General features: G+C 30.2%; 27 protein-coding genes and 3 tRNA genes. 8 read left to right on the forward strand and 22 right to left on the reverse strand.

The features are described 5' to 3' along the window. Positions 1–2: 2 nt before the first annotated feature. The 5 genes from RH98_RS00210 to RH98_RS00230 are packed head-to-tail and all read right to left on the reverse strand — an operon-like array spanning position 3 to position 4,810. Complete coding sequence (locus RH98_RS00210; protein WP_010249187.1) at positions 3–2,300, reverse strand: DUF748 domain-containing protein; 2,298 nt, start codon at positions 2,298–2,300, stop codon at positions 3–5. A gap of 58 nt (positions 2,301–2,358) precedes the next feature. Beyond that, entirely contained in the window at positions 2,359–2,931 is a 573-nt protein-coding gene (locus RH98_RS00215; RefSeq protein WP_010249189.1) for a pentapeptide repeat-containing protein, read from the reverse strand. 55 nt (positions 2,932–2,986) lie between these two features. After that, positions 2,987–4,132, reverse strand: coding sequence for a glutathionylspermidine synthase family protein (locus tag RH98_RS00220; RefSeq protein WP_010249191.1), 1,146 nt, complete (start codon positions 4,130–4,132; stop codon positions 2,987–2,989). Between the two features lie 7 nt (positions 4,133–4,139). Further along, positions 4,140–4,508 (reverse strand): hypothetical protein, encoded by a 369-nt coding sequence (locus RH98_RS00225; protein ID WP_010249192.1) that lies wholly within the window; start codon positions 4,506–4,508, stop codon positions 4,140–4,142. 8 nt (positions 4,509–4,516) lie between these two features. Next, complete coding sequence (locus RH98_RS00230; protein ID WP_010249195.1) at positions 4,517–4,810, reverse strand: hypothetical protein; 294 nt, start codon at positions 4,808–4,810, stop codon at positions 4,517–4,519. 211 nt (positions 4,811–5,021) lie between these two features. On the opposite strand from RH98_RS00230, the gene RH98_RS00235 reads away from it, so the two are divergent. Continuing rightward, positions 5,022–5,897 carry an AraC family transcriptional regulator gene (locus tag RH98_RS00235; RefSeq protein ID WP_010249197.1) on the forward strand — a complete coding sequence of 292 codons (876 nt, stop codon included), beginning with the start codon at positions 5,022–5,024 and terminating at the stop codon, positions 5,895–5,897. Positions 5,898–5,931: 34 nt separating this feature from the next. Here RH98_RS00235 and RH98_RS00240 read toward each other — a convergent pair. The 3 genes from RH98_RS00240 to RH98_RS00250 form a co-directional block, all read right to left on the reverse strand. Continuing rightward, a tRNA-Trp gene (locus tag RH98_RS00240) sits at positions 5,932–6,002 on the reverse strand. Between the two features lie 46 nt (positions 6,003–6,048). After that, on the reverse strand, positions 6,049–6,417 hold the full coding sequence (locus RH98_RS00245; RefSeq protein WP_010249198.1) for a DUF983 domain-containing protein: 369 nt from the start codon (positions 6,415–6,417) through the stop codon (positions 6,049–6,051). 134 nt (positions 6,418–6,551) lie between these two features. After that, the gene (locus RH98_RS00250; protein ID WP_010249200.1) at positions 6,552–7,298 is read right to left on the reverse strand and encodes a hypothetical protein; all 747 of its coding nucleotides are present in this window, start codon (positions 7,296–7,298) and stop codon (positions 6,552–6,554) included. Positions 7,299–7,969: 671 nt separating this feature from the next. Between RH98_RS00250 and RH98_RS00255 the strand changes: the two genes are divergently transcribed. The 3 genes from RH98_RS00255 to RH98_RS00260 all read left to right on the forward strand — a co-directional run bounded on the left by RH98_RS00255 (position 7,970) and on the right by RH98_RS00260 (position 9,475). Continuing rightward, positions 7,970–8,458 carry a hypothetical protein gene (locus tag RH98_RS00255; RefSeq protein ID WP_010249203.1) on the forward strand — a complete coding sequence of 163 codons (489 nt, stop codon included), beginning with the start codon at positions 7,970–7,972 and terminating at the stop codon, positions 8,456–8,458. 72 nt (positions 8,459–8,530) lie between these two features. Then, complete coding sequence (locus RH98_RS15710) at positions 8,531–8,674, forward strand: hypothetical protein (RefSeq protein WP_158427097.1); 144 nt, start codon at positions 8,531–8,533, stop codon at positions 8,672–8,674. 69 nt (positions 8,675–8,743) lie between these two features. Continuing rightward, complete coding sequence (locus tag RH98_RS00260) at positions 8,744–9,475, forward strand: alpha/beta hydrolase (protein WP_010249205.1); 732 nt, start codon at positions 8,744–8,746, stop codon at positions 9,473–9,475. A gap of 61 nt (positions 9,476–9,536) precedes the next feature. Here RH98_RS00260 and RH98_RS00265 read toward each other — a convergent pair whose 3' ends face one another. Continuing rightward, positions 9,537–11,336: a hypothetical protein gene (locus RH98_RS00265; protein WP_010249206.1), complete on the reverse strand. Its 1,800-nt coding sequence runs from the start codon at positions 11,334–11,336 to the stop codon at positions 9,537–9,539. Positions 11,337–11,923: 587 nt separating this feature from the next. Here RH98_RS00265 and RH98_RS00270 point away from each other — a divergent pair. The 4 genes from RH98_RS00270 (at position 11,924) to RH98_RS15940 (ending at position 15,069) form a co-directional block, all read left to right on the forward strand. Beyond that, positions 11,924–12,373: an HAD family hydrolase gene (locus RH98_RS00270; RefSeq protein ID WP_010249208.1), complete on the forward strand. Its 450-nt coding sequence runs from the start codon at positions 11,924–11,926 to the stop codon at positions 12,371–12,373. Positions 12,374–12,651: 278 nt separating this feature from the next. After that, entirely contained in the window at positions 12,652–13,878 is a 1,227-nt protein-coding gene (locus tag RH98_RS00275) for a site-specific integrase (RefSeq protein ID WP_010249210.1), read from the forward strand. A 75-nt stretch (positions 13,879–13,953) separates the two neighbouring features. Next, positions 13,954–14,439 carry a Fic/DOC family N-terminal domain-containing protein gene (locus RH98_RS15935; protein ID WP_237717487.1) on the forward strand — a complete coding sequence of 162 codons (486 nt, stop codon included), beginning with the start codon at positions 13,954–13,956 and terminating at the stop codon, positions 14,437–14,439. 9 nt (positions 14,440–14,448) lie between these two features. Continuing rightward, positions 14,449–15,069 (forward strand): Fic family protein, encoded by a 621-nt coding sequence (locus RH98_RS15940; protein ID WP_237717490.1) that lies wholly within the window; start codon positions 14,449–14,451, stop codon positions 15,067–15,069. 356 nt (positions 15,070–15,425) lie between these two features. Here RH98_RS15940 and RH98_RS00285 read toward each other — a convergent pair whose 3' ends face one another. From RH98_RS00285 to mce, 13 genes are all read right to left on the reverse strand, one after another. Beyond that, the gene (locus RH98_RS00285) at positions 15,426–15,959 is read right to left on the reverse strand and encodes a hypothetical protein (RefSeq protein ID WP_010249212.1); all 534 of its coding nucleotides are present in this window, start codon (positions 15,957–15,959) and stop codon (positions 15,426–15,428) included. Beyond that, entirely contained in the window at positions 15,949–16,641 is a 693-nt protein-coding gene (locus RH98_RS00290) for a DUF3800 domain-containing protein (RefSeq protein WP_010249214.1), read from the reverse strand. The genes RH98_RS00285 and RH98_RS00290 overlap by 11 nt, the downstream gene beginning before the upstream one ends. Before the next feature lie 147 nt (positions 16,642–16,788). After that, the gene (locus tag RH98_RS00295; protein ID WP_010249217.1) at positions 16,789–17,259 is read right to left on the reverse strand and encodes a JAB domain-containing protein; all 471 of its coding nucleotides are present in this window, start codon (positions 17,257–17,259) and stop codon (positions 16,789–16,791) included. A 184-nt stretch (positions 17,260–17,443) separates the two neighbouring features. Then, complete coding sequence (locus tag RH98_RS00300; RefSeq protein ID WP_010249220.1) at positions 17,444–17,956, reverse strand: hypothetical protein; 513 nt, start codon at positions 17,954–17,956, stop codon at positions 17,444–17,446. Between the two features lie 2 nt (positions 17,957–17,958). Further along, positions 17,959–18,891, reverse strand: coding sequence for a relaxase/mobilization nuclease domain-containing protein (locus RH98_RS00305; protein ID WP_010249222.1), 933 nt, complete (start codon positions 18,889–18,891; stop codon positions 17,959–17,961). A gap of 1 nt (position 18,892) precedes the next feature. Continuing rightward, a complete protein-coding gene (locus tag RH98_RS00310) occupies positions 18,893–19,192 on the reverse strand; it encodes a plasmid mobilization protein (protein WP_010249224.1) in 300 nt (99 codons plus the stop codon). Positions 19,193–19,290: 98 nt separating this feature from the next. After that, entirely contained in the window at positions 19,291–20,199 is a 909-nt protein-coding gene (locus tag RH98_RS00315) for a DUF8464 domain-containing protein (protein WP_010249227.1), read from the reverse strand. A gap of 194 nt (positions 20,200–20,393) precedes the next feature. Then, the gene (locus RH98_RS00320; RefSeq protein WP_010249229.1) at positions 20,394–21,635 is read right to left on the reverse strand and encodes a primase-helicase family protein; all 1,242 of its coding nucleotides are present in this window, start codon (positions 21,633–21,635) and stop codon (positions 20,394–20,396) included. A gap of 98 nt (positions 21,636–21,733) precedes the next feature. Next, a complete protein-coding gene (locus RH98_RS00325) occupies positions 21,734–22,021 on the reverse strand; it encodes a helix-turn-helix transcriptional regulator (RefSeq protein WP_006260546.1) in 288 nt (95 codons plus the stop codon). Positions 22,022–22,112: 91 nt separating this feature from the next. Continuing rightward, positions 22,113–22,937, reverse strand: a complete 825-nt coding sequence (locus tag RH98_RS00330; protein ID WP_010249239.1) for a hypothetical protein — start codon at positions 22,935–22,937, stop codon at positions 22,113–22,115. Between the two features lie 185 nt (positions 22,938–23,122). Further along, positions 23,123–23,196: transfer RNA gene (locus RH98_RS00335), tRNA-Ile, on the reverse strand. A gap of 27 nt (positions 23,197–23,223) precedes the next feature. Continuing rightward, positions 23,224–23,297: transfer RNA gene (locus RH98_RS00340), tRNA-Ile, on the reverse strand. Between the two features lie 69 nt (positions 23,298–23,366). After that, on the reverse strand, positions 23,367–23,768 hold the full coding sequence (mce, locus tag RH98_RS00345; RefSeq protein WP_010249241.1) for a methylmalonyl-CoA epimerase: 402 nt from the start codon (positions 23,766–23,768) through the stop codon (positions 23,367–23,369). Positions 23,769–23,833: the final 65 nt, after the last annotated feature.

Raw genomic sequence — 23,833 nt, forward strand, 5'->3', positions numbered from 1 at the left:
TTTTACAGTATTGTTTGTTTTAGACCTTGAAGTACACAAAGCCATAAATAATTAAAGAATGACTTGTCTTCAACTCTTTCGACTTCCTTAATGTTTTTAGTTTTTACTTCTCCTTTTGTAGAATCCCTTATAAATAGATTCCCTAAGGCAGATAATACTTTTTTCTTAGCTTTTCCATCTTTGCGATATAAAGTTACTTTTAAGTTTTCATATTTCATTTCAAAAGTACCTCTGGCTGTTTTGTTGTCCCCATTGAAATTAAATTTTACAAGGTCAAGCGTTCCGTCTGTAGAAGCTTTTACATAAGGTTGTAAAAAGGGTTGCATTGCTGTCGCTGGAAAATTATTAATAGTTCCTCGAATATTAAATTGGTCTTTTTTATTTAGGATATTAAAACTCCAATCGACATGTAGGGGAGCAGCATTCATAAAACTAGCATCTACCTTTATTGTAGTCAATGGTAATTTTGTTTGTTTATAGCCACTTGCTATATTGTTAATCGTCGCATTAAAATTGCTAAATGTTATTTTACCAGGAGCAACAGACTTTACATCTAATTCCTCATATACTAATTTCGATTTTTTAATCTGAAGTTCATCAACAAACATTGCAAATTTTAAGTCTCTCAATTTTTTACTAAAGAGCGGTTTTATACTTGGATTGTGTGGAGGGTTTTTATCTCTAAATATGTTAGCATCTAGATGCTCAATTGAGATTAGCTTAGTATTAAAATAAAATTCTCCACTTTCATCGAAGCCCCATTTATAATTGTCAATACTGATTTCTTTTGTATTTAAGGTAAAAATATCGTCGGCATATTTAAACATACTTACCATTTTAGCTCTACTATATTTGGGCTTAAGTATGAAGTTCGTTACTTTTAAATTATTATTATCTACAACTATTGAATCAGAGTACAAATCATAATATTTACCAGTGTCATAATGAAATTTACCAGTGGATAAAGTACTTTTTCCATAAGTAAAAGGGATCTTATTAGACGTAGTTAAGGCATTAATTTCAATACTTTCAATAGTAGAATTTATAGCATTAATTTCAATAGTTGACTTATTTTCTTTAGCATCATGTACAATGAAATTAGCGTTTTTTAATACTAAGGAATCAACTGATATATGATCTGATATTTGTTTTAGTTTTTGTTTTTTTATGTCTTTTTTTGGTGTATTTGAAGGTGTATGTGTTATTGTTGGTCCTTCTACTTCAATCTTTTCAATTGTAAATTTGTCATTTACTTTATTAGTGATTTTATTGAATAATATTGTAGTGTTTTTTGTGTCCCATATTCCTAAAGAATTTAAGCTAAAGTTGCGAATAGATATATTATCTATATTTAAATCAAAAGGGACTAATGGTGGTAGAATTGTTTTTTCTGCTTTTTCTATTTCTTCTTGTGTTTTGCTTTTTTTACTTAGAATTTCAAATTCTGCTGAGTTAGAAATGATAGAAGATATTTTTAAGTAAAAATCTTTGTCATTTTTATATCCCCAATCTGTTCCTTCTAATTTAATATTTGGAATATTTAAGTTTACTATATTAGCATCTTCACCATCTATTTGCTTAGATGTGTTGGCAGATGGAGTAATCTTTAATTGAGCGGCATTAAAATAGCTCGGGGTAATCTCAATATTACCAATAGTAAAGTTTAATTTATCATTAAGTCTATTATAAATAGAGTCACAAGAGAGCTGATATTTCTCATAGGTAAACGGAATCGGTTTCTCTTTTGTTTCAGCTCCAAAATAAACACCTTGAATATCTGCATAAAAATTATAGACCTCGTTGAGCCTGTCTTTTGTTTTCGCATCTTTTAGCAAAACGTGAGCTTGTTTTACCACAATACTAGATATGTCAATACTATTTGTTACTTCTATCTTTTTATGAGGAGTATTACTCGATAGCGAATCTTTAGATTTCCATACAGTAATGTCTGGGGCTAGTAATGCAATCTTATTTGCTCTTAAATTATGTTTTCTTATTAGTTCCCATATTGCTACACCTTGGATTTCAATAGCCTTTAAGTTTCCTTTTATGGTGGTTTTTCTTGGATCAATAGTATCTTTTGGTGAAATAGCGACTTCTTTAACAATTAATCTTCTAAGAGCAAGGGAATAGTTAACCTTCTTATACGTCAAATTATATGGAGTATCGTTTTTCTCCGCTATAATTTGTGGAAGATGTTTATTAATAAAATAATTTAAAAGTTGCTCTCCACTAAAATAAATAACAATTATAATTAATATAATTGTCCCTCCAAATATTTGTTTTTTAGATACTCTCATCTGTTACTTAGTGTTATAGGAAACTAAATTAGTTTTTCTTTTTCAATATTTACTATTTTTATTTCAATACAAGTTGATGCTTGGTCAATAATCCTGCCAATCCATCTCTTGAGAATATAGCTTTCTTAATTTTCGTATGCTCTGGATCGATATCGTAATTATAGCTTGTATAAAAATCTGCTCGCTCACAGTTGGCTTTTGTAAAAACAGCACGATGAAGATTGCAGTTGTCAAACATTGCCATTGTTAAATCACAATCCATAAAGTCAGCACTGATAAGACTGCAATTAGAAAAAATTTGCTTCTTCAATTTTAGACCATAGAATTGTGTGAATTCTAGGTTACAGTTATTCATCGTGAATGCAAAAATTGTCTGATCAATCATTGCAAAGTTAACTTTAGTCAAGTTGCAATTTTCAAAATTGACATTTCGCAATGCAACTAGATTTAATTCAGCTTCTTTAAAGTTACAGTTTATAAACTCACAGTCTATAAACATGGTCGCTAAAAAAGAACATTGAGTGAGATCACAGTTTGTAAATACACAGTTTTCAAATTCTCTAAATGATATGCCATTAGCTTCAAAAGTAATGTTATCGTATTTTTTATCGTATATAAATTCAGGTGTCATTGTTATTTAAATTAAAAACGACCGATTGTTTTTAAGTTACAAATCGGTCGTTAAGTTAATCTTCTATTATGTGTGGTATAAACCTACTTTTATCTGTTGTTATTTGTTTATCGCTTTCTCTAAAGGTAATTCCGCATGGTTCTTGGCCGATAATCCAACTTCCAATGATGGAATAACCTGTATCAAAATGAGGGAGATTAGCTAATGCTTGGCATATATATCCTTCTTCACCATACTCACCTGGAGTAGCTTCTGTTATTACATTATCCTTATATAGTGTAATATTTGCTCCTTCTCTAGAGAGTAATGGTTTCTTTACATAATTTGTCATCCCATTAGGTTCGTCAAAATAAGCCTCTAATAGTAGTGGATGATTAGGATAAAGCTTCCATAAGATTGGTAGAATAGCTTTATTCGATAATATCATTTTCCACGATGGTTCTATCCAGTTAGCTTGTGCCATATCATTGGGGATATGTAAAGCAAAAGGTTCATAAACTAGCCATTCCCAAGGATATAATTTAAAAATATTAGTAATGATTTCATCCTCTAAGTCAGTAAATGTTTCACCATCCCATCCAATATCATCTATGTATATCAATTTTGTGTTGATACCAGCTTGAATTGCACAATCTCTAAGGTATTCTATATTAGTTAAGTCTTCAAGTGTTTCACGCATGCAGCTGAAATGCAGTGTATTTCCTTTTAAGAAAGGTTTTAATTCTTTCCATGAATGAATTAGTTGATCGTGAACTGAATTAAACTGGTCTACACTCTTATAAAAATAATGTTGCATCCATTGCCACTGTATTACACCAGTTTCAAATAGGGAAGTAGGTGTATCTGCATTGAATTCTAAAACTTTCAATTGGTTTAGTTTCTTATCATAAACAAAATCGAATCGACCATATATACTTGGTGAATCATTTTCCCATGAATTTTCAATATGGTTTTGTATGAATAAGGGGATCTGAAATTCGTCGTAAAGTTTATTTGATATTACATAGTCAACTGCTTCTAGGCACATCGTCCATAGTTCTGCAGTCGCTTCGTATATTTCATTTGCAAAATTTTCTGTAATGCTATAATAGTAATTCTCTACCCAATAAGGTGTCTTATTCTCATCTGTGTGATAACCAAAACCATTATTTTCGAGACGCTTTTCCCAGTCTTTGTCTACTGTTAAGTATTTTATATTCATTTTCAGTTTATGAAGAAGCACTTTGTGATTTGGCAGTCGTACCAAAGCCGCCTCTTGCTGTTTTTTGAGTTTTTACTGCATTTGCTTTTGCAGTGTTTTTGCCTACATTAGATTGTGTAGATATACCATTACTAGTATATCCCATTCCTCCTCCTATCATCGGTCTAAAGGCCATGTACCATAGTAGTGCACTTCCCATTCCCATACCACCACTTCGTCGCTGTTGCTCGTATTGATCAGTCACTTCTGTATATGGTGCAGAGTTATCTGCCCTCATAAAAACGCGTTGCCTTTCTTCCTCTTTAGACACTTTTGCACATGATGCTAATGTTGCAGAGATTAAAACTAGTGTAACTGCTTTACTACTTTTTTTCATAATTACTATTATTCTACTGTAACAAATATTGGAGCTTTTATCAAAGAGGTTGGAGCAGAATCTCCCCAGCTATTTATTTCTTTTACAGTCTTAATTGTATCTGTTTTTTCTGCTATAAGTGCGCCATCAGCCCATATTTTTTGCGATGTAATATGATAAATTGTATCTCCAACCACTTTTGACGATAAGCTTACTTCTCTCGATGATTTCTTGTCTAGTTCAGATAGGTTATTATTAGATTGTTGCATACAAGAAGTCATCCCAAGAGTGATGGCTATAAATAAAAATATTTGATATTTCATTATTAATTGTTTGATAGATGCGTTTTTAATTATTCATCGTAAAAGGATAAAAATACAAATAATTTGTTGTTTTATATTTCTTATCAGTGAAATAAAAATGAGTTTTGTAGTAATGAAAGCTGTTAGGCTATTTTTATGATAATACTTTCTTGTTGATTAGTTTTTACTGTTGTTTAAAACATCTTTTATCTTTGTATAATAAATTTATATTATGGGAGATATTGTTGTATTGCAAATGGATGATTTAAATAAAGATCAATTAGGAAAAGATTTTTATGCAAATACAATTCCTAAACATTTAATAAGCAATCATGAGCACATCGATAAACCCCATAAACATAACTTTTATGTCTGCATGATTTTTACGCAGGGGGGTGGCAAGCATGAGATAGATTTTAATAGTTATGATATTTGTCCTGGAAGTGTTTTTCTGCTTGCTCCTGGTCAAACACATAGTTGGCAATTATCAGCTGACATTGATGGATATATTTTTTTTCATACTCAAGAATTCTTAGACCTTTATTTTGTAAGAGAAACTGTGCGTGAATATCCTATATTTCGATCAATATACGCACCTAATGGATTATATATTGATGGTGTTTTACGCAATGAGATTGAATATATTTTTAAGAAGATGCTTTTAGAAGTAGCCTCTCAATTGTGGAAACGCAATCAAGTATTAGTAAATCTACTTTCGCTTTTTTATATAGAGATTAATCGCGTATTAGCGCAAGGTGAATCATTACGAGTACAGCAAAGCGCCCCTTATTATAATCACTTTCAGTTTTTTGAAGATCTGCTAGAGAAGAATTTTAGGAAAGAAAAATCTGCAGCTGTTTATGCTGATTGGATGAATATGACTCAGAAACATTTAAATCGCATTTGTAAAACACAGGTTAACCAAACTACTACAGATATTATTCTGGATAGAGTAGTTTTGGAAGCAAAAAGAATGTTGATGTATACAGATAAAAGCTTTAATGATATTGCTAATTATCTAGGTTATGAAGACTATTCTTATTTCTCAAAAGTATTTAAGAAGAAATCTGGTTGTACCCTTAAAGAATTTCAAAAGCGATATGAATAAAAAAAGCTCCTTAAAAAGGAGCTTTTTTAATATGCACGGGTGGAGGGATTCGAACCCCCATCAACGGTTTTGGAGACCGCTATTCTACCCTTGAACTACACCCGTTTTTGTTTCAAGTGGGGCAAATATAAAGAACTTTTATTTAATAAACCTACTCTTTTTTATAAAAAAGATTTAAATACATAATACGTGCAACACGATAATTAAAAGTCCAAAGTGCAAATATAACTATCACAATTGCTATAAATGCGTGAAACATAGTGATATTGGTGCCAAATAAATAGTTGATTATAAGTCTAAGTACCATTACTGCTACCATTTCTGCAACCGTAAGAGCGTAACTTACATACATGGCTCCAAAGTAAAAACCAGTTTCTCTATGGAAATTATATCCACATGAACTGCATTCGTGTGTCATTTTAGGCATGCGGAAAGTAAAAGGATTTCCTTTGTCATGAAATAATTTGACTTTGCCACAGTTAGGGCATTTCCCACCTAGTACTCTATTGATATAAGACATAGTATAATTTTTGTGCAAATTTCGCAAAAAAAAACAATACCAATACAACTATATGGATTACATTTTGGTAAAATTCGGACATTTTAGTATTAAATTATACTATAGTAGTTCTAGAAAGGTCAAAAAAAAGGAGATTAATAATCTCCTTCTTCATTATAATAAATTTCTTCTGTAGTTGTTGACTCAGGATTTTCATCATTATATTCCTCCTTGATATCTAGATAGTCAAGAGGGGTAGATTGTGATTGTCCTCCGTAATATTCGTCGTATTCTTTATACAAGTTTGCTATTTCTTCAAGACTTAATATTTTTTCTTCTTCTTCTGGGTCTTGATCTTTTTTCTCAAACTTCTCTATTAGTTTTACTTTTTTAGTTTCGTAATTTTTCTTTGCAATATTGCGTTGAGCATAATAGATCTTACGATTTGTTTTGTATTTTCTATAGATTTCTTTTACTTCAGCTTTATATTCTACGTCAAGTTTTTTGAGTGCTTCTTTTAGAGTTAACTCTTCTTGACCTTCTTGAAGGAGTTCCTTTTTTATAATCGTCCATTCTTTGAACTGATCATTATTAAGCGTTTTCTTAATAAAAAGATCGTAAGATTTTTTTAATTCTCTTTCATGCATGTCTTTTTCAACTTTCTCCATTGTCTTTTTAGAGTTAAGTTTAGCAAGATCACGTTTGATATATTCATTCTTAATATTTAAAGCTGTTACCTGATGTTGAGATAAATTTAAACCTTCTTTGTTTTCTAAGATTTGTTTAATATCAACATACTCAATCTTTATTTCAGCTTTTTTATCATCTTTTTTAGACTTCTTTTGTGCATAAGACGAAGTAACAGATGATAAGATTAGAAATAGTAGTAAAATTTTTTTCATTTCAATTTTTTTATAGAATTCTTTTTTATTTATTCCGATAATTTACTTGCAAATTTAATACAATTTAAATAACTCTTTTTAAACACAATGTAATTCTTTATTGTATTCTAGAATCAATTCAAAAATAAATATATAAATATTATTTACCGTACAACTATAACGATTTTATTATTTGTTTATTGTTTGTTAGAGATAACTGAAATAGCAATAAACTTTTGATCAATTGAGAAGTCTTAACTGTGATTGTCTATCGATTTCCCCTTATATTAATATTGAAATCATATAATAAAAGTTTGATGATAGTTAACCATTTTTTCAACACTTCTTCAACACCGCTTCAACATTCCTTCAACAAGACGCCGCTATATAAGGGATTGTTGAAGAAGTGTTGAAGCGGTGTTGGAGCAATCTCTCGCAAGTCCCGTTTTCATTGGCTTGAAAGTAAGTAGGAGAATTGTCTTATTCACTATTGATACAGTTAATGTTATTTGTATTTATGACAATATAGGTTGTCATTTTTTAGCAACAATGTAATTAATAGGTGTTATTACTGTATTTTATCTTTTTATTGGTTTTGATTTTTGTACTTTAGGTAACTTAAATTTGTATATAAATTCATTTTTTTTTCACCTATTATTAAATTGAAATTACACCAAAATAAATAACTAGAAATGAAACGTATTGTAACATTGTTCTTGATAATATATGCTGTAGTTAGTTGTAATACAGATGATAAGGTAGACCCTCCTAATGCTTTTGTAGATTTAGCATTTAGTTTTAGAATGCAAAATAAATCTGGTGAAGATTTGTTAAATCCTATGAATGAAAACGCTTATAAACATGAGAATATAAGGTTGTTTTATATAATTAATGAAACCCAAAAAATGAATTTAGGTTTAGAAAGTAATGATAAACTTATAGATTCATACAATGAAGGTGGAAAGGAAATCTATCATATTAATATACGTCAATTACATCAAACAACTGATATCAATAGAATGGAGGTTTATTTATCTTTATCAAAGAGTGAAGTTGATAAGATAGAAATGGAGGTAATAAGACCAGATAATAATACAATACGAAAAAGTAAAATATGGTATAATGGTGAATTGGTTTGGGATGTGAATGAAAATAATGGTAATCTTACTATTGAAAAATAATTTAGTGGTTACCTAATTTTTTGTAGTAAATGAAGTTATTTTGTTGGATATACAATGGAACAGTTATAATAAATGGATGTAAATAGAATTGACAAAGGCCTAAAACAGAGTTTAGATAGTTTTCCCTATCCTCTGGAATTTGATAGAGATGATTTTAGATATCATCCTGAAATCATTAGAGACGATCGTCTTGCTTTTTCTAAGAATAATTTTTAGAAATGTCCTGAAGGTCTGGTAGTAAAGGATTTTTTTATTTCTAGTTCCTATGATGAGTATGATATACGCTTGCATATTTATCAACATATAGAAGCAGTAAGGGAAAATGTTATTCTATATTTTCATGGTGGTGGATATGTATTTGGTGTTCCTGAACAAGTAGATGATTTAATGTTTAAAATGACAAGAGATTTAAGGGCAACTATAGTCTCAGTTGATTATCGTCTAGCTCCTCAATATCCTTTTCCTATACCAATTTTAGATGGTTTTGATGCATTAAAGTGGATTATGTCAGATGGTGAACAAGAATTAGGCATCAGTAGTGAAAGAATAACCTTATTTGGAGGAAGTGCTGGTGCTCATTTAGCTGCGGCAGTAGTGCAGATGACAGTAGATAATAAGATAAATAACATAAAGCATCAATTTCTGTTGTATCCAGTTATTACTAATAGAATGGATAGCCCTTCTATGGTTGAATTTTCAGATAGTCCATTATGGAATACTTTTTATGCAGATGCTGCGTGGATTCACTTCTATGGAGAAGATTATAAAACAAAATCAGATCGCTATGCTGATTTGTTGAATTTCGATGCTTTTGAGGAATTACCTCAGACCACAATTGTTGCGTGTGAGCTTGATCCATTAAGGGATGAAGCTATAGCATACACACAAGAATTATATAGGGCAGGTGTCCCTACCGAATTATGGGTTGTGCCTGGTGCAGTACATGTTTTTGACTTATTTGCTTGTCCGTTAAGTGATAAGTTTTATGACTTTCTGATAGATAGAATGACTACATAAATAAAAAAAACTCCCTTTGTGTGTAAATTCGCAAAGGGAGTTTTATATTTTATTCAGATACTTATTGTAGAAGTAACTTTTTTGATAATTCTGTTTTTATTGATGCTAATTCTTTTAGAATACAATCTTTACTATTAGAAAAGTAGAGCGTTTCATTAGTGAATAATTCCTCATAATATTTAATACCTGCTAATAAATTTTCTTTTGTTTTTTGCAGTTTTTTCTGTTTTATGGGGGTATTATCTGTAAGCACTGATTTTAGCTCTTTCTTATAATGGTCAATGTACATTCTCAATTCTTTAATTAAAAAATTAGGTCTGTCTGTAGTATCAATCACATTATCTCTACCGTAAATATGATTAATCATTTTCTTTAAAGAAACTTCTTTTGTGAAATAAGCGATATTAGGACCTGGGCAAATTGCTACTCCTTGAGCCTCTCCTTTTATAGGCAGGTTGTGATCTAATAGTGATGCATTTGCTAAACCTATACATAGACAAGCTTTTTCAGTTATCTTATTATAAGCCTCCTGATATTGCTCTTGTGTTAAATGTTCTTTTTCTAAATTGAGTTCTTCTATTTTTATAGTTTGATATTTTCTAGAAGCTGTACATATTCCTTCGTCAGAGTGCATTTTATTTAATGCTAAATATTTTCGAGGACAAGAACTTCCTGCTTTATTACTCGTAATACGTTGTGATTTGAAAAGATCATTTGTTGTTCCTTTAATGCTATTAAATGGTACTCCTAAAGGCGAAATATCACTTAGGTATAAATCTTCTTCTTTTGAATTAGCTAATAATCTACGAGTAGCTTCGTCTACAGAAGTGGCTTCAGGTACAAGTAAAAATGGAGATCCCCATCCTACAGAGTCAAGTTTGTAATGATTGATTAAAAAATCGTGTTCTTCTGACGTTCCTACACCACCTTGAGCGGTAATTTTTAACTCTAAAGGCGAAGAAGGTATGTGTTTTCCTTTGAGCTCAAGAGCTTTACAAAGAATGCCGTGTGTAGAATCAATTAACTCTTCGCGACGTTGTCTGAATTCATCAAGAATTACCCCCATCAGGAAACCATCGGTTGCAAATGCATGACCACCACAGTTAAGACCTGATTCAATGCGATACTCAGATACCCAAAGACCCTTCTTTGCTAAGAAATTGCCTTGAATTAATGCAGATCTAAAATCACTAACTTTTAATATAATCTTTTTATCTAATTGATTTGTTGAGGTAGGATAAAAAGCTTCAAATTCTTCGAAGTAACTAAATAATCTTGGATTCATACCAGCAGACAATACTACTGACGAATTCAAATTACTTAGTGCAAAACCTCGTAGAGCTGCATGTGCATCATTATATTTGGCTGGTAGAGCTTCGTTCTTGTCAAAATTTTCACGATCGACCTTTGTCATTATATTAACGTCGATCTCTCCTGGATTAAGATAGTTTTCAACTATTGATTTTAGATTGTCAAAAGACAACTTCTCGTCGATATGTTTTTGCATATTTTGTCTTACCTCCGAAAGGTTGGGTAACATATCAATATACTCTTCAATTTCCTTTTTGCTAGTTAGAATACTTCTTTTTAGGTTTTCAAATTTGTTTTTGACAATTGTATCTAATGTGTTTAGATAAGCTGTAATACGCTTTGCTCTAAAATCCTCAATCTTCTTAGAGATTTCTTGATAAGGCAATTCAAATTTCTCGCAGTAAAAACGATTCATGCGTTCTATTAATTCATCGTCCATTACAGATATAGTAGAAGATAAACCATATTGCGCAACTCTTACAGGACTATCAATCGTATAGGCTAGTCCCATTACTGGAATATGAAATGAATGGATTGGTTTAAATTTCATGTAATATTTATTAAAAAATGTAAGGTAGGAAAAGTCAACTTATTTCGTTAAGTATTCTGTGATAATTATCATATTAACAATTATTTAATGTGTTAATTTACTTTTTTATAAGAAAGAGCTTATTATGGGTAACTTGTTATTAAAAGTGTTTTTAAAGTATATATCTAGCCGGGCAAAAGTTTATTGATATTAGTATATTTGATGAGTGTTTGATAGATACTTTTGGTGAATATTTGTTTAGATTATTTGTTTCTAATTAAGTTTTATATCAACGGTGAAATGCTTTAAATATTAGAAGCGTAGACTATATAAATATAGATACTACTTTTATAATAATTCTACATTACATGTGATGATGACTGGGAATATTGATGTGGATTATTTTATTTACTATACTTTTATCTTAACATACTTTTGGAGTAGAAGGTATAATATGATAATTTATGTTGAATAGGATTGTATACAAAGGATAGCATTATGGAAATCGGATATTTAGAATCGGATATAAAAGGCTATGAATTGTTAACCTAAATCGCAATAAGAGGGGGAAGTTTTATATATAAGTAATTTTTTAATTTTGTAAGTAAATGAAAATATCTTTTGATTTAGATGATACTCTGATTTCTAATAGTAGATTTCCATTAGAAAAAGAGACGTTAATGACTCGAATCTTTGGCGTAGAAAGACTGCGGTTAGGAACTCTTGAATTGCTTAAAACTTTAAGAGATAGAGGATATGAGGTTTGCGTCTATACGACTTCATATCGGAGCAAGACTAAGATAAAACGTATGTTTTGGGCTTATGGGTTTTCTGTGGGGACTGTAGTTAATCAACAGTTACACGAGAGTAGATTAGGTAGTAAAGCTAAGAGAATCTCTAAGTATCCACCAGAGTTTGGAATTGATATTCATATCGACGACTCTTTAGGAGTACAACGAGAAGGAAAGCAGTATGGATTTAATACTATCATTGTGTCTATAGAAGATACGGATTGGGTAAATACGGTTTTAGAGACAATAGATAGTATGAATAAATAAAAAGAAACTACCTTGATATTTGTGATAGATGTATATCAAAAATTACTATTAACAAAAAAAAGCATTCAATTAAGAATGCTTTTTGTGGTCCCACCTGGGCTCGAACCAGGGACTTACTGATTATGAGCCGGAGAAATGAATGTTGTATTTAATTGCATTTTATTTCAAATCGACTGATTTTTAGCTAGTTGCAAGATTTTTAAAATATTTTTGTTTCATCTATTTGCACGATAAGTACCGATTTGTTGTACGTATGTTGTACTTTAAAATTATTTATGATGAAAACGAGTTTAAAAATTGTATTAAAAAAGACAAAATTAAGTGATGGAACTTACCCAATTAATCTTAGAGTTACTATTAATAGGAGGTCTAAATTCTATAAAACACCTTACAGTACTGCACCTAAATTTTGGAATGCAAAAGTGGGGGAGTTTACCTCTAAGTTCCCGAATTTTTTACAGGCCAATAGAATATTAAGTACGCTCAAACAAGATGCGTCAAAAGTATTGGACTTGATGATTGAACAAGAAAAAGAGTTTACACTTGAAGTATTTGATTCTCTACTTCGACCAGAGAAGGTTGAGATTGTAAAATTTGTTGCTTTTTTTCAAAAAAGGATTGAGCAATTCAAAGAAGCAGGTCAAGTTAGTTCAGCAAGTTCATATAATGATTCATTAAAGGCTTTAAAACGTTTTAAGCCTGGGGTGATCAAATATGAGTTTACACAAATTGATTATTCTTTTTTAGTAGCCTTTGAAGCAGACTTAAGATCAAGAGGCTGTACAAATGGAGGAATAGGTATATATATGCGTAATATACGTGCTATTTATAATTCTGCTATTAAATCAAAAATAGCATCTTTGGAGAATTATCCATTTAGAGACTATGTGATTTCTAAGTTGAAATCTACCAAGATAAAAAAAGCACTGACAAAAGAAGAGTTACAGCTGCTACTTGATTATGACTTTTCAGAAAATACTGAAGGAGCTAAGGTGTTGTATACTTATTTATTTAGTTTCTTTTGTCGAGGAATGAACTTTACTGATATCGCTGAATTAAAATGGGATGATATAAACTCTAATCGTTTTAGTTATATCCGAAATAAAACAGGCGTGGCTATTAATGTAAAGATACCAGAGAATAAAGACTTGGATACTATCTTAAACTATTTCAGAATCTATAGGCCATTTGATACAGATTACATCTTTTCAATCTTGGATAAAGATTTAAGCTTATATACTAAAGAAGAACTAAGAGCACGAAAAAGTAGTGTTAGGGATTATTATAATAAGCAATTAAATATCATTGCAAAGGAATGCGGGATTAAAACAAAGATTACCTTTTATACAGCTCGTCATACTTTCGCTACTCTATCATTAAAAAAAGGGGTGAACTTATATATGCTTAAACAGGCTTTTGGACACCAATCTATTAAAACTACTGAAGCTTATGTAGAGGATTTTAATAGAGATGAGCTTGATCAGGCATTTGAGAATTTATTTTAACTATGTTTGTAGAACTCTATTTTAAAGCGTAAATTATTTAAAATCAGTTTTTTATTTAATCAAAAATAAAAGTATATGGATTATAATTTAGAGAAAGCGGTAGATTATCATTATGGTGTTTTTCCTCCCAATAGTATTAATTATGACCTTTTTATTCATGAATTGGTAAGAACTACTGATGTATTGGCCCGCTTTGATCAGATGTTAAAGGACTTACATAAGGCAGAAAATTTATTAGCTCTTTTAAGAAATCAGGAGGCGGTAATATCTTCTAGAATGGAAGGGATAATTAGCACAATGGATGAGATACTTCAATATGAGGCTGATCATGAAGGTGAGGATATCACTACTGCTAAAACCGATGTAATAGAAACTATCTTATACCAACGTGCTTTGAAAAATGCTCAAAGTGCACTTGAAAGTGGCTATGATTTTTCATTAAGCTTTCTTAAGCAAATGCATCAACAGTTGTTATATTTAGGTAGAGGAGCAAATAAATCTCCTGGTGAATTTAAGAAAGAACAAAATTATTTGGCAGATAGGTTAAAAAGAGAAATTTAGTTTATTCCTATTAGGCCTGAAAATCTAGTTGATGGATTAGAGCAGCTTTTTAAGTTTCTAGAAAATAGTGATTTTCCTCCGTTAATTAAAACTGCTATTATGCATTTGGAGTTTGAAGCATTGCATCCTTTTAAAGATGGAAATGGAAGAATTGGAAGAATGTTAATTACGCTGAACTTATGGAGAGAAAAAATTCTTTCAGAACCTCATTTTTATATTAGTGGATATTTTGAAGAAAATATAGATGAATATATAGAACAAATGCGTAATGTTTCCAAAACAAAGGATTGGAATGAATGGATTCTTTTTTTCTTAAAAGCAGTAGAAAATCAAGCGATTAAAAATTTAGAAATAGCTGAGAGTATAAAGAGTTTGTACGAAACTACAAAAACTGAATTCTCTGAGTTACTATCTTCAAAATGGAATATAGAGATACTTGATTTTATATTTACTTATCCAGTATTTAGAAATAATAAATTTGTTAGTACAACAAAGATCCCGTATGCAACAGCAGTACTAATGATTAAAAAATTAGTTGATAATGGCTATTTAATTTTAAGAGAAGAATCATCAGGACGTAGAGCTGCAATGTATTCTTTTGAGCCTTTAATGAAATTAGTTAGGGTGTAAGCTTTTAGAGTTATCTAAGAGCTTATTAAGTATTAAAATGTAAGTATCAGTTATTATGCATATAAATACACTATTCATACAAAAAGCATATTGGATTATAATAAGCCTTAATGCTATTTTTCTCAATTAAGACTGAATCCTTATTTTTATATTAACGTAAAGCTATATTGAACTCCATATTTTTCCTAATCATAAAATTAATAATCATAGTTTAAGTGGCGTTTATTTTTATCAAACTGAATCACGTATTTTTTTTTTATGGGAAAAATATGTATCTTTGCAGTGTTCATTCTACCATAATAGGAGAAAAGAATTTCGAAATCCGATATACCCAGATGTATACCGGATTTTGCGGTTTAATAGACTTCTTGTAATCTTTTCTTCCATTTCTTTCTCATACTTTTTCTAGCCCATTCTTCATTTAAATAATAAGCAGAAAGTAAATAATAATCTTGTTTTGAACGCTGTGGCTCTAATACTATCACATAGTTTTCTTCAGCATCGAAAATATAAGTATGTATTACATTTTTGCCGCCTTTTCTTTCTTCACATGAAAAAACATGAAGGTTTTCTTTTATTTCTTGGATATGGTGCCAAATCCAATGTAATCTTTTTGAGCGATCATTGTCAAAAATATTTCGTGCTTTTATTTTTACTCCGTTTTCATCAGTAACCTCCTTAGATTTTTTTGTCAGATGAGAAAATAATGTTTCCATATCAATCTCTCCTTCTTTCTTTAGAGGACGAATAATTTTTGTTCTGAATTGAAATCTTTCATTATTAGCAATATCTCTATCAAAAATCCCACGCAATGAATTTGTGCGTTGTGCTTCAGTAAAATGCGATAGTTCTAAATGGGTATTGTATATTTTTAATAAATTAAGCGCCATGGTCTAAATCAATGTAAAATAGATTAAACTTATTCTCATTTTTTGGAGTACGTTGTGTTAGTGGTCTATCACAATATTTTTCTATCTTTTCAATAATATTATTTTTAGCAGTTACTTTATTTAAGCCTCTTAGTTTATAGTTTAGTGCACCAATCAAAACATCGGCTAGCTGCATTAACTCACTTTCATAAGACTTTATTACTTGTAAGTTTCTTATGTTAGAATAGTCTCGTTGTAGATATGCTTTAAGGCTCTTCGCTTTTAGATATGAATAAGTGTCCTTTATATCCATGTAGATATTATATGTATGCTCTGGATGAATTTTTTTATTCAACAACTGATAATACATTTTATCATAGAAATCAGCATGCGATTGATTAAAGGCTTTGTGGTTCATGTGCCTTTTATCTACAATAATTGCTCTAAATTCTAAAGAACTATTGCTAAAGAAATAGTCGATTAGTTCATTATAAAAAGGATATTGTGATTTTGATAAAGCACTCCATTTTAACTCTCCCTTTAAAAAATGTTTTAGTTTTAACTCTCGTATATTTTCATTGTGCATTTTTAGATTGTGATAAGGGGTACTTACATAGCCAATAATCATATATGGATGTTGATCATTCTCTAGATGAGTACTCTCATCACAATAGAAGTTGAAGGTTTTTTTTATATGTTGCATTATGAGATACTTAATTGTTCTTGTTCTAACCAAATATTTGATTTGTAAATATACTACCAAGTTGACTATACAGCAAATACAAAACTTTGAGTATAAATATTTTGTAAGAACTAAAGATGATTTTACAGCTTTAAAAAACAAAGACACCTATAAGGTGCCTTCGTCTACAAAGGAGTAGTAACTCTCCTCGGTTATAATTAAGTGATCTAAAAGAGTAATATCAAGTATCTTACTTGCTTCTTTTATTTTTCTTGTAATTTGTCTATCAGCATCACTTGGATCTAACTTTCCAGATGGATGATTGTGAATAATTATAAAAGCTGTAGCATTAGCCTTTAGTAGAGCTGAGAAAATAATTCTTAAATCTACTATTGTTGCGGTTATTCCTCCCGTTGAAGCTTCTAATACTCCAAGTACTTTATTATTGTTAGAAAGCATAAGAACTTTAAACTGTTCTAACAATTCAATCTTATTACCATCCCAAGCCTTTAATGCTATTTGATATGCACTATAAGAAGATGTAATTTGAGGTCTCTGTGAAGCCTTTACTTTTGATTTGTAAATTAATTCTACTTCTGAAGCGATAAGCCAATCTTTGTTTAAAACTGTAGTTTCCATAATATTAAATTTTTAAATTAATTATGGAGCCACAGTTGGTAATGGCTTAGCAAGCGCAAGAAACGGGCGCAATAAAGCGAAGACTTTAGTCAAGCATTTATGGGGGTTTTCTTGCTAGCGAACCGCGAGGCATTGCCTAACTTTGTGTAATTATTAATAAAAAATAAAACTAAAAATCAATGTACTATAAAGACTTTTTTGTGTTATTTTCAGAAGTGATTTTCCACTTTTTATACACCTCAAAGTTCTTTGGGTTCTCTTTAAAGAACTGATTCAGATACATTAATTCAAGATTCGATTTCTTATTATTTTCTATTAACTGATTATAATCAGAGTAATGAATTGATTTTTTAATCGCAACGTAAATTGATAAACCACTTGTGAGTAAAAGAAAAATATTAAGGGCTATGATGTAGAACATCTTCTTATGACTAATAGCCCTATATACTTTTAAAAGGTCTTCTTTAGTATCATAAAGTGTGGACTGAAATGCAGTGAAATCATCTTGTAATCTTTGTCTATTATTTGACTCAATTTTGTGTAATTCAGACACATTTACTTTTACTTCAATATTATTTATCCTGTTTGAAAGCTGAGTTTGCAGAGTAATATTTTGCTTGAGTTTTTCTTGCAAGTGAACTACCTGCTGAAATAGTAACTCAGTGAGTTCTGTGAGTGTAGGTTGTTTCTTTGCCATAGTTAAAGATTTAATGTTTGTGTTTGTGTTTGTTTTCGTTTTTTCTTTTTAGTTATATCAGGCATATAATCCTCATAGTAATTTCCATAAGCGTTTAAAAAACTAAATAGACTAACTGTATTTGTATTCCAATTTTCAAAACAGATTTGTTTGTCTTGGTCTTTATATAGTACAGTATGAAATAAATCATTATTTGGTTTTGGTATGTTATTTTCAAAGAGTTCATTCAGTTTTAAATTCCGATCAACCTCACTTGCTTTTAGGTTCGTGTTGGTTGGTAAATGAATAAATCTATATCCTTGAATATTACCTTGTTTGTTTACAGTTGGTTTTACTTCTATTTGATGTGCTAGCATCATATTGATGTACTGATCTAAGTTTTTAGGACGCTCTTTTAAAACAAAATAATGAGCTTTTTTTATTGTTTCAGCTGTCTGTTTCTGATTAGTTTTTAAATGCTCTTTTCTATTTAGATTTTCTTGTCTTATTGAAGTCCAATTGTATTTTAGGGCTATTTCGTGAGCGATACTTTGTGCTTGAAATCCGATATAGTTATCTTTTAGTGCTTTTCCATTCTCATCAATACGGTTAATCAAAATGTGAATGTGTTTGTGCTCTTTTTCAGTATGTAAGTAAGCGATGTATTGCGCGCCTTTGGGATCTAATTTTAAACCAACTAGAAAATCTTTCACGAGATTTTCTAAATCTTGGTCTGTCATTTTTCTACTATCTTCAATAGTAGGAGATATAACAACGGAGATTGTATTGTTTTTACAGCGAGTGTTTTGATTTTGTAGAATCTGCATGGTTTGATACATATCTTTCGGAGTTTCCCCCGAAAGATTGTTTCTAGCAAGTTCATAGCCTTTACTTGGATTAATTACATAATTAAAAAGTGCTGCTCCTCCAATACATGTTTTTGCTTTAGCTATCATATTACTTTAGTTTTTCAAGGTGAGCTCTAATTAAGTTTGCTGTTTCAATGGTGGATTCTTTTACCTTAGTGGTATCTCCAAGTTTAAAAAGGTTACCTATTCTTCTAAAGTTATCAGCAAATTTGTTTAGTAGTTTGTAAGTTTCAATTTCATCTTGAGTTAGTTTATAACTTACAGAATATCCCAGGGCAGTATTTCGTAAATATTCAGAAACGCTACAACCAATTTTCTTTGCTTTGTTTTTTATAAGCAGAGATTCAGTAAGGGTAACTCTAAATTCTATCTTGTGTTCTCTTTTCATCGTCTTACCAATTTTGCGACCTTCGGGAGAAAAACGAGTGGTCTTTGTTCCGGTTCAAATTTTCAATTTGTAAGGACAAAGACACATCTCGATGATTCTCACGTCAGTTTATCGCGGTTAATACTCAGTAAATAATCATTGACATCCTTGTAATCTTTATATTTAGCTCTTGCATCTTTTGTAATTAATGGAAATGCTGCAATTAATTTCTCAGTTGCTTTATCTCCAGCAGTATCATTGTCAAAACAAGCAACTATGGTTTTATATTTAGATTCAAATGTTTCTGAATCGTCTAAGGTTTTATATAAAAACTTGTTCGAGGATTGAATAAGGGTACTTTCTAAAGTATTAACGGAGTTTAAAATGATGTAATCAAACCTATGTTCTAAATTAGGTTTAAGAGTTATAAAGGATAAAAAGTCGATAAAGGCTTCAAATAAAAATACGGTAGATGAATCATTATTTATATAGGTAGGATACTTGGAGCCAAAGCACATTTGAACATATTTGTTTCTGAGTTCTACTCCATCAAGTTCATTTTGAAAGCCTATTGCATAATAAGCTTTATCTTTTAGAATATAATGTATTTCCTTACAATACTTTTGAGTTGTTTTAATGCATAAGCCTCTTTGCTTGATGTAATATATAAGGTATTTATTTCTCAGAGGTTTAATTGCTGTAATCTCATAATCTTTCTCATCTTGATTAACCTGCGGATTAAAAAGTTGCTGGTGAACAGAAAAAGAATTGTTTGCTAAGATTTTTAGAGCTTCTTTTATATCACATTTGTAATATAGCATTACAAAGTCAATTACATTTCCTTTATATGTACTATCACCAAAGTCATAGAATACATTTTTAGTTACACTAACACTAAACGAAGGGGTGTTTTCTGCTCTAAAAGGAGAATGGTACCAGGCTTGTTTATCATTGATTTTAGTTGGTTTTATACCAAGGCTATCTAAAATAGAAATAATCGATATGTTTTTTGCTTCTTGAATATTCATAATTTGGGTTGTTTAGTTGTATGTTGTTGATTTACAGTATTTAAAGTGATATCTGTGTGTCATTTAGTTGTCATCTGAGCATCTGATCATAATTGTACTAATAGTGAATTACTTTCTTTAGATGAGCGCAGATGAATCGTAGATGACAAGCAGTTTATGATTTATTAATATTTAAGTTATTGGTAAATAGTTTATTACTGATTTATTTCATCTGTCATCTGATTTAAAAGTGTTTCTTTTGAAATCCTGTAATATTTACCCTTGTGAATAGTCCGTTTTAAAGTATTATCCTCTATCTTGACTCGTTCATAATTATTTGAGTTAGTTGATCTAACTAAAGCTATGTTTTCAAGTATTGTTTGTATCTCTCTCATTGTGATATTATGACCTCTGTTATAATAATTCAGAAGAGCATTAATATCAGAAGGAGTGGTGTCTATTTGATCCATATCAAATTCATTGAAAATAATATCAAGTATATCAAGTACCAGGTTTTTGTTTTGAAGATCTACATCGTGTTTTAGTTTATGTAAGGCTTCTGTGTGTAGAGTCTCTGGAGTAAACCACATTCGGGTTTTCTTTTCAGTCGTGAAAGGAACTCTATAGAGATAGTTTAAGAAAATAGGAATCTCCTTAATGAGTTTGGTGAAAAATTCAGTAGATCTCTTTCTAATCAGAGGGACTTTAATAACCCAAAACCTTGTTTCTTCTTTATCTATCTTTAGAAAGTTATGCTCGTGATTACTTGTCATGATAATCTTAAGAAAAGACTTCTGCTCAACTTTTTCTTGGCCTTTGTATTCAATTGATTGATACATAGCCGTTGAAATGTATTTGATTGCTTCAACAATATCTTTGTTCTCAGATTTTACTTCTTCTATTAATAAGAGAAGTTTACTATCCATCTCACTATTGAATTTTTCTGTAAATGCATTTGCCTTTACAAAAACAGCATTTTTATCAAAGATTTCTTTTATCCAATTTAAAAATGTGGTTTTTCCTGTTTCACGATTCCTAGATACAAGCACTATAATTGGCAATATTTGTTCTGGATATAATAATAGAATTTTAAAATAATCTATTGCAAGTAAATATTGATTTCCAAAGATGTGTTGTAGAAAATAATAAGTAATAGGTATCTGTTCTTTAAGTGAATTTAATGAAAGTACAGAAGTAGTGTCAATGTTATATAGAATAGGAGAGTAGGAATTAAAGTAATCTCCTATAAAATGAGTGTAATGAATGTGATTAGGTTCACATTTATAACCAAAGAATTTAGGTAACTCTTTGATGATATCCTTTCCAAAGTCAGTGATGATTTCAGACTTTCTCCACAGTTTACGTTCAACAATGATTTCTTTGCCGTTGACGTTCTTCTTTCTTATCGCATAGTACTCTGTTCCTATTCGAATATATTCTGTTGCAGTTGTATTCATATCAAAAAATTTTCAGAAAGAAGTAGTTATATTTACTACTGTTTTCTTTTGTTATAGAAATAGTTATTTAAGCATTGATAGTAGGGCTATCAATGCTTTTATTTTTTTAACTGTTTTGAAAATTGTGATAGAACTTCTTGGTCGGTAAAGACTCTATATTGTTTAATCCACTCAACTATCTCAAGGCGGTCAAAGAATAAGGTGCCATTGGTAGGTTTGTGATGAGGGATTAAGTTTTTAGAAGTTAACTTATGAATAGTACTGTCTGAAAAGCCAGTATAAGCCATCAAATCTTTAATGGTAAAGATTTCTTTTTGAAACTGATTACCTTTAGTAATCATTAGCTTGATCTCGTTAAGCTCTTGAATGATTTTTAGCGTTGTCATAATAAATGTTTTTTGAATTATGACGCTAAACTATTGTAATGAAGCTATTTGAAATGGTTGTTTGTCAGTTAACTGACATTTAATTTTAGTCTTAGGACAGTTTTTTAGATAACTGACTTTTTACATTTTCTAAGATTTTAGCATAAGTTTCTTTATGAGCATTTGTAATTAACTTTCTGCCCTTTTTATTTATTGAATCATAGTTTATAGCTGAATAATCTTCTACAGTTGCATATTTAAAGTAGCGACAACTTTCTTTTAGTGTGGTTTTGTGTAAAGTAAATAAATGTACAAATGGTATAAAGAAAGCTTCTAAGAACATGGCACAATGTTGAGACTGAAGTTCTAACTTAATAGAAGAATCAGGATTCTCTGTTTTTTTACTAATACAAGATTCTATAACTCTTTTAAAATCTTCAATTGTTGTGTCATCATTAATAATTTCTTTCTTTAATTCATACAATGTTTCTTTAATGATAGCCTGATGTGTTGTGCTAAAAACAAATACATTGTCATTCTTTTGCTCCTGTTTCTTTTTAGAGTGAGTAGTGATATTAATTGTAATTGTTTTTTTAGAAGGAGATATTAGTAGATACTCTTTAGAATTTTTAAATGATTTAAAAGATTCTTTATATATCAAACTTAGATGACTGATTAAAAATATGTTCTGCCCTTTGTGAAAATTAATTGCAGCACTTAATAATAATATAGAGCAAATCAATGCTGTTAAAGGCAAAAGGATATACCATTTAGATATACTATAAAAATATGGTAATTGAAAAGTAGATGTTACCAGGGATATTATTGGTAATAATGCGGCAATTATGTAAGTGAACTTCTTGGAAAGAGTTACAGATTTTAGCTTTTCAAGCTTCTGGTGAAAGAAAAAAAACGGAGTTTCAATAATAGTATTCATAGTGTCTTGTTGTTGGTTAGTAATAAAAGTACTAAAAATATAACTAACTGCAAGAAAATGAAAACTTTACTATCTTTATAGGGTAAAACAAATTGTTGTACTTTTGTTGTACTGATGAAAAAAAAGGTGAAAAAAGGGCAAAAAAAAGCACCTATTTTACAATAGATGCTTCTCTGAAATTTTAGTGGTCCCACCTGGGCTCGAACCAGGGACTTACTGATTATGAGTCAGTTACTCTAACCAACTGAGTTATAGGACCGCTCTTTTTGAGCTTAAAAATTCGTTGTGGTCTAACCTGGGCTCGAACCAGGGACCACCTGATTATGAGTCAGGTGCTCTAACCAACTGAGCTATTAGACCAGTGTTAAAACATGTTTAACGGGTGCAATATTACAGCGTTTAATTGATTTATGCAAGTATTTTTTCGATTTACTTTATTTCTTGGCACAATTCTATTAATACTCCATTAGTTGATTTTGGATGTAAAAAAGCAACTAGTTTATTATCAGCACCTTTTTTAGGTGTTTCATTCAAAACGGTAAAACCTTCTTTTTTTAATCTTTCGATTTCTATCAAAATATTTTCTACTTCAAAAGCGATATGATGGATACCTTCTCCTTTCTTATCTATAAATTTAGCAATTGGGCTATCAGCATTGATGGCTTGTAATAGCTCTATTTTGTTTGGTCCATTCATAAAGAAAGATGTCTTTACCCCTTCGCTTTCTACTATTTCTTCTTTATAGGGAGGAGTGTTAAGTAATTTTTCGAATAAGTTATTTGATTCATTTATATCTTTTACAGCAATTCCTATATGTTCAATTTTTTTCATTACATTTTTTTGGTGGTTATACACAAATATAAAAAAGTTTGCTATTCAAAAAATTGTATTTTTGC

The sequence above is a fragment of the Myroides injenensis M09-0166 genome, assembly GCF_000246945.1.
Taxonomy (GTDB): domain Bacteria; phylum Bacteroidota; class Bacteroidia; order Flavobacteriales; family Flavobacteriaceae; genus Flavobacterium; species Flavobacterium injenense.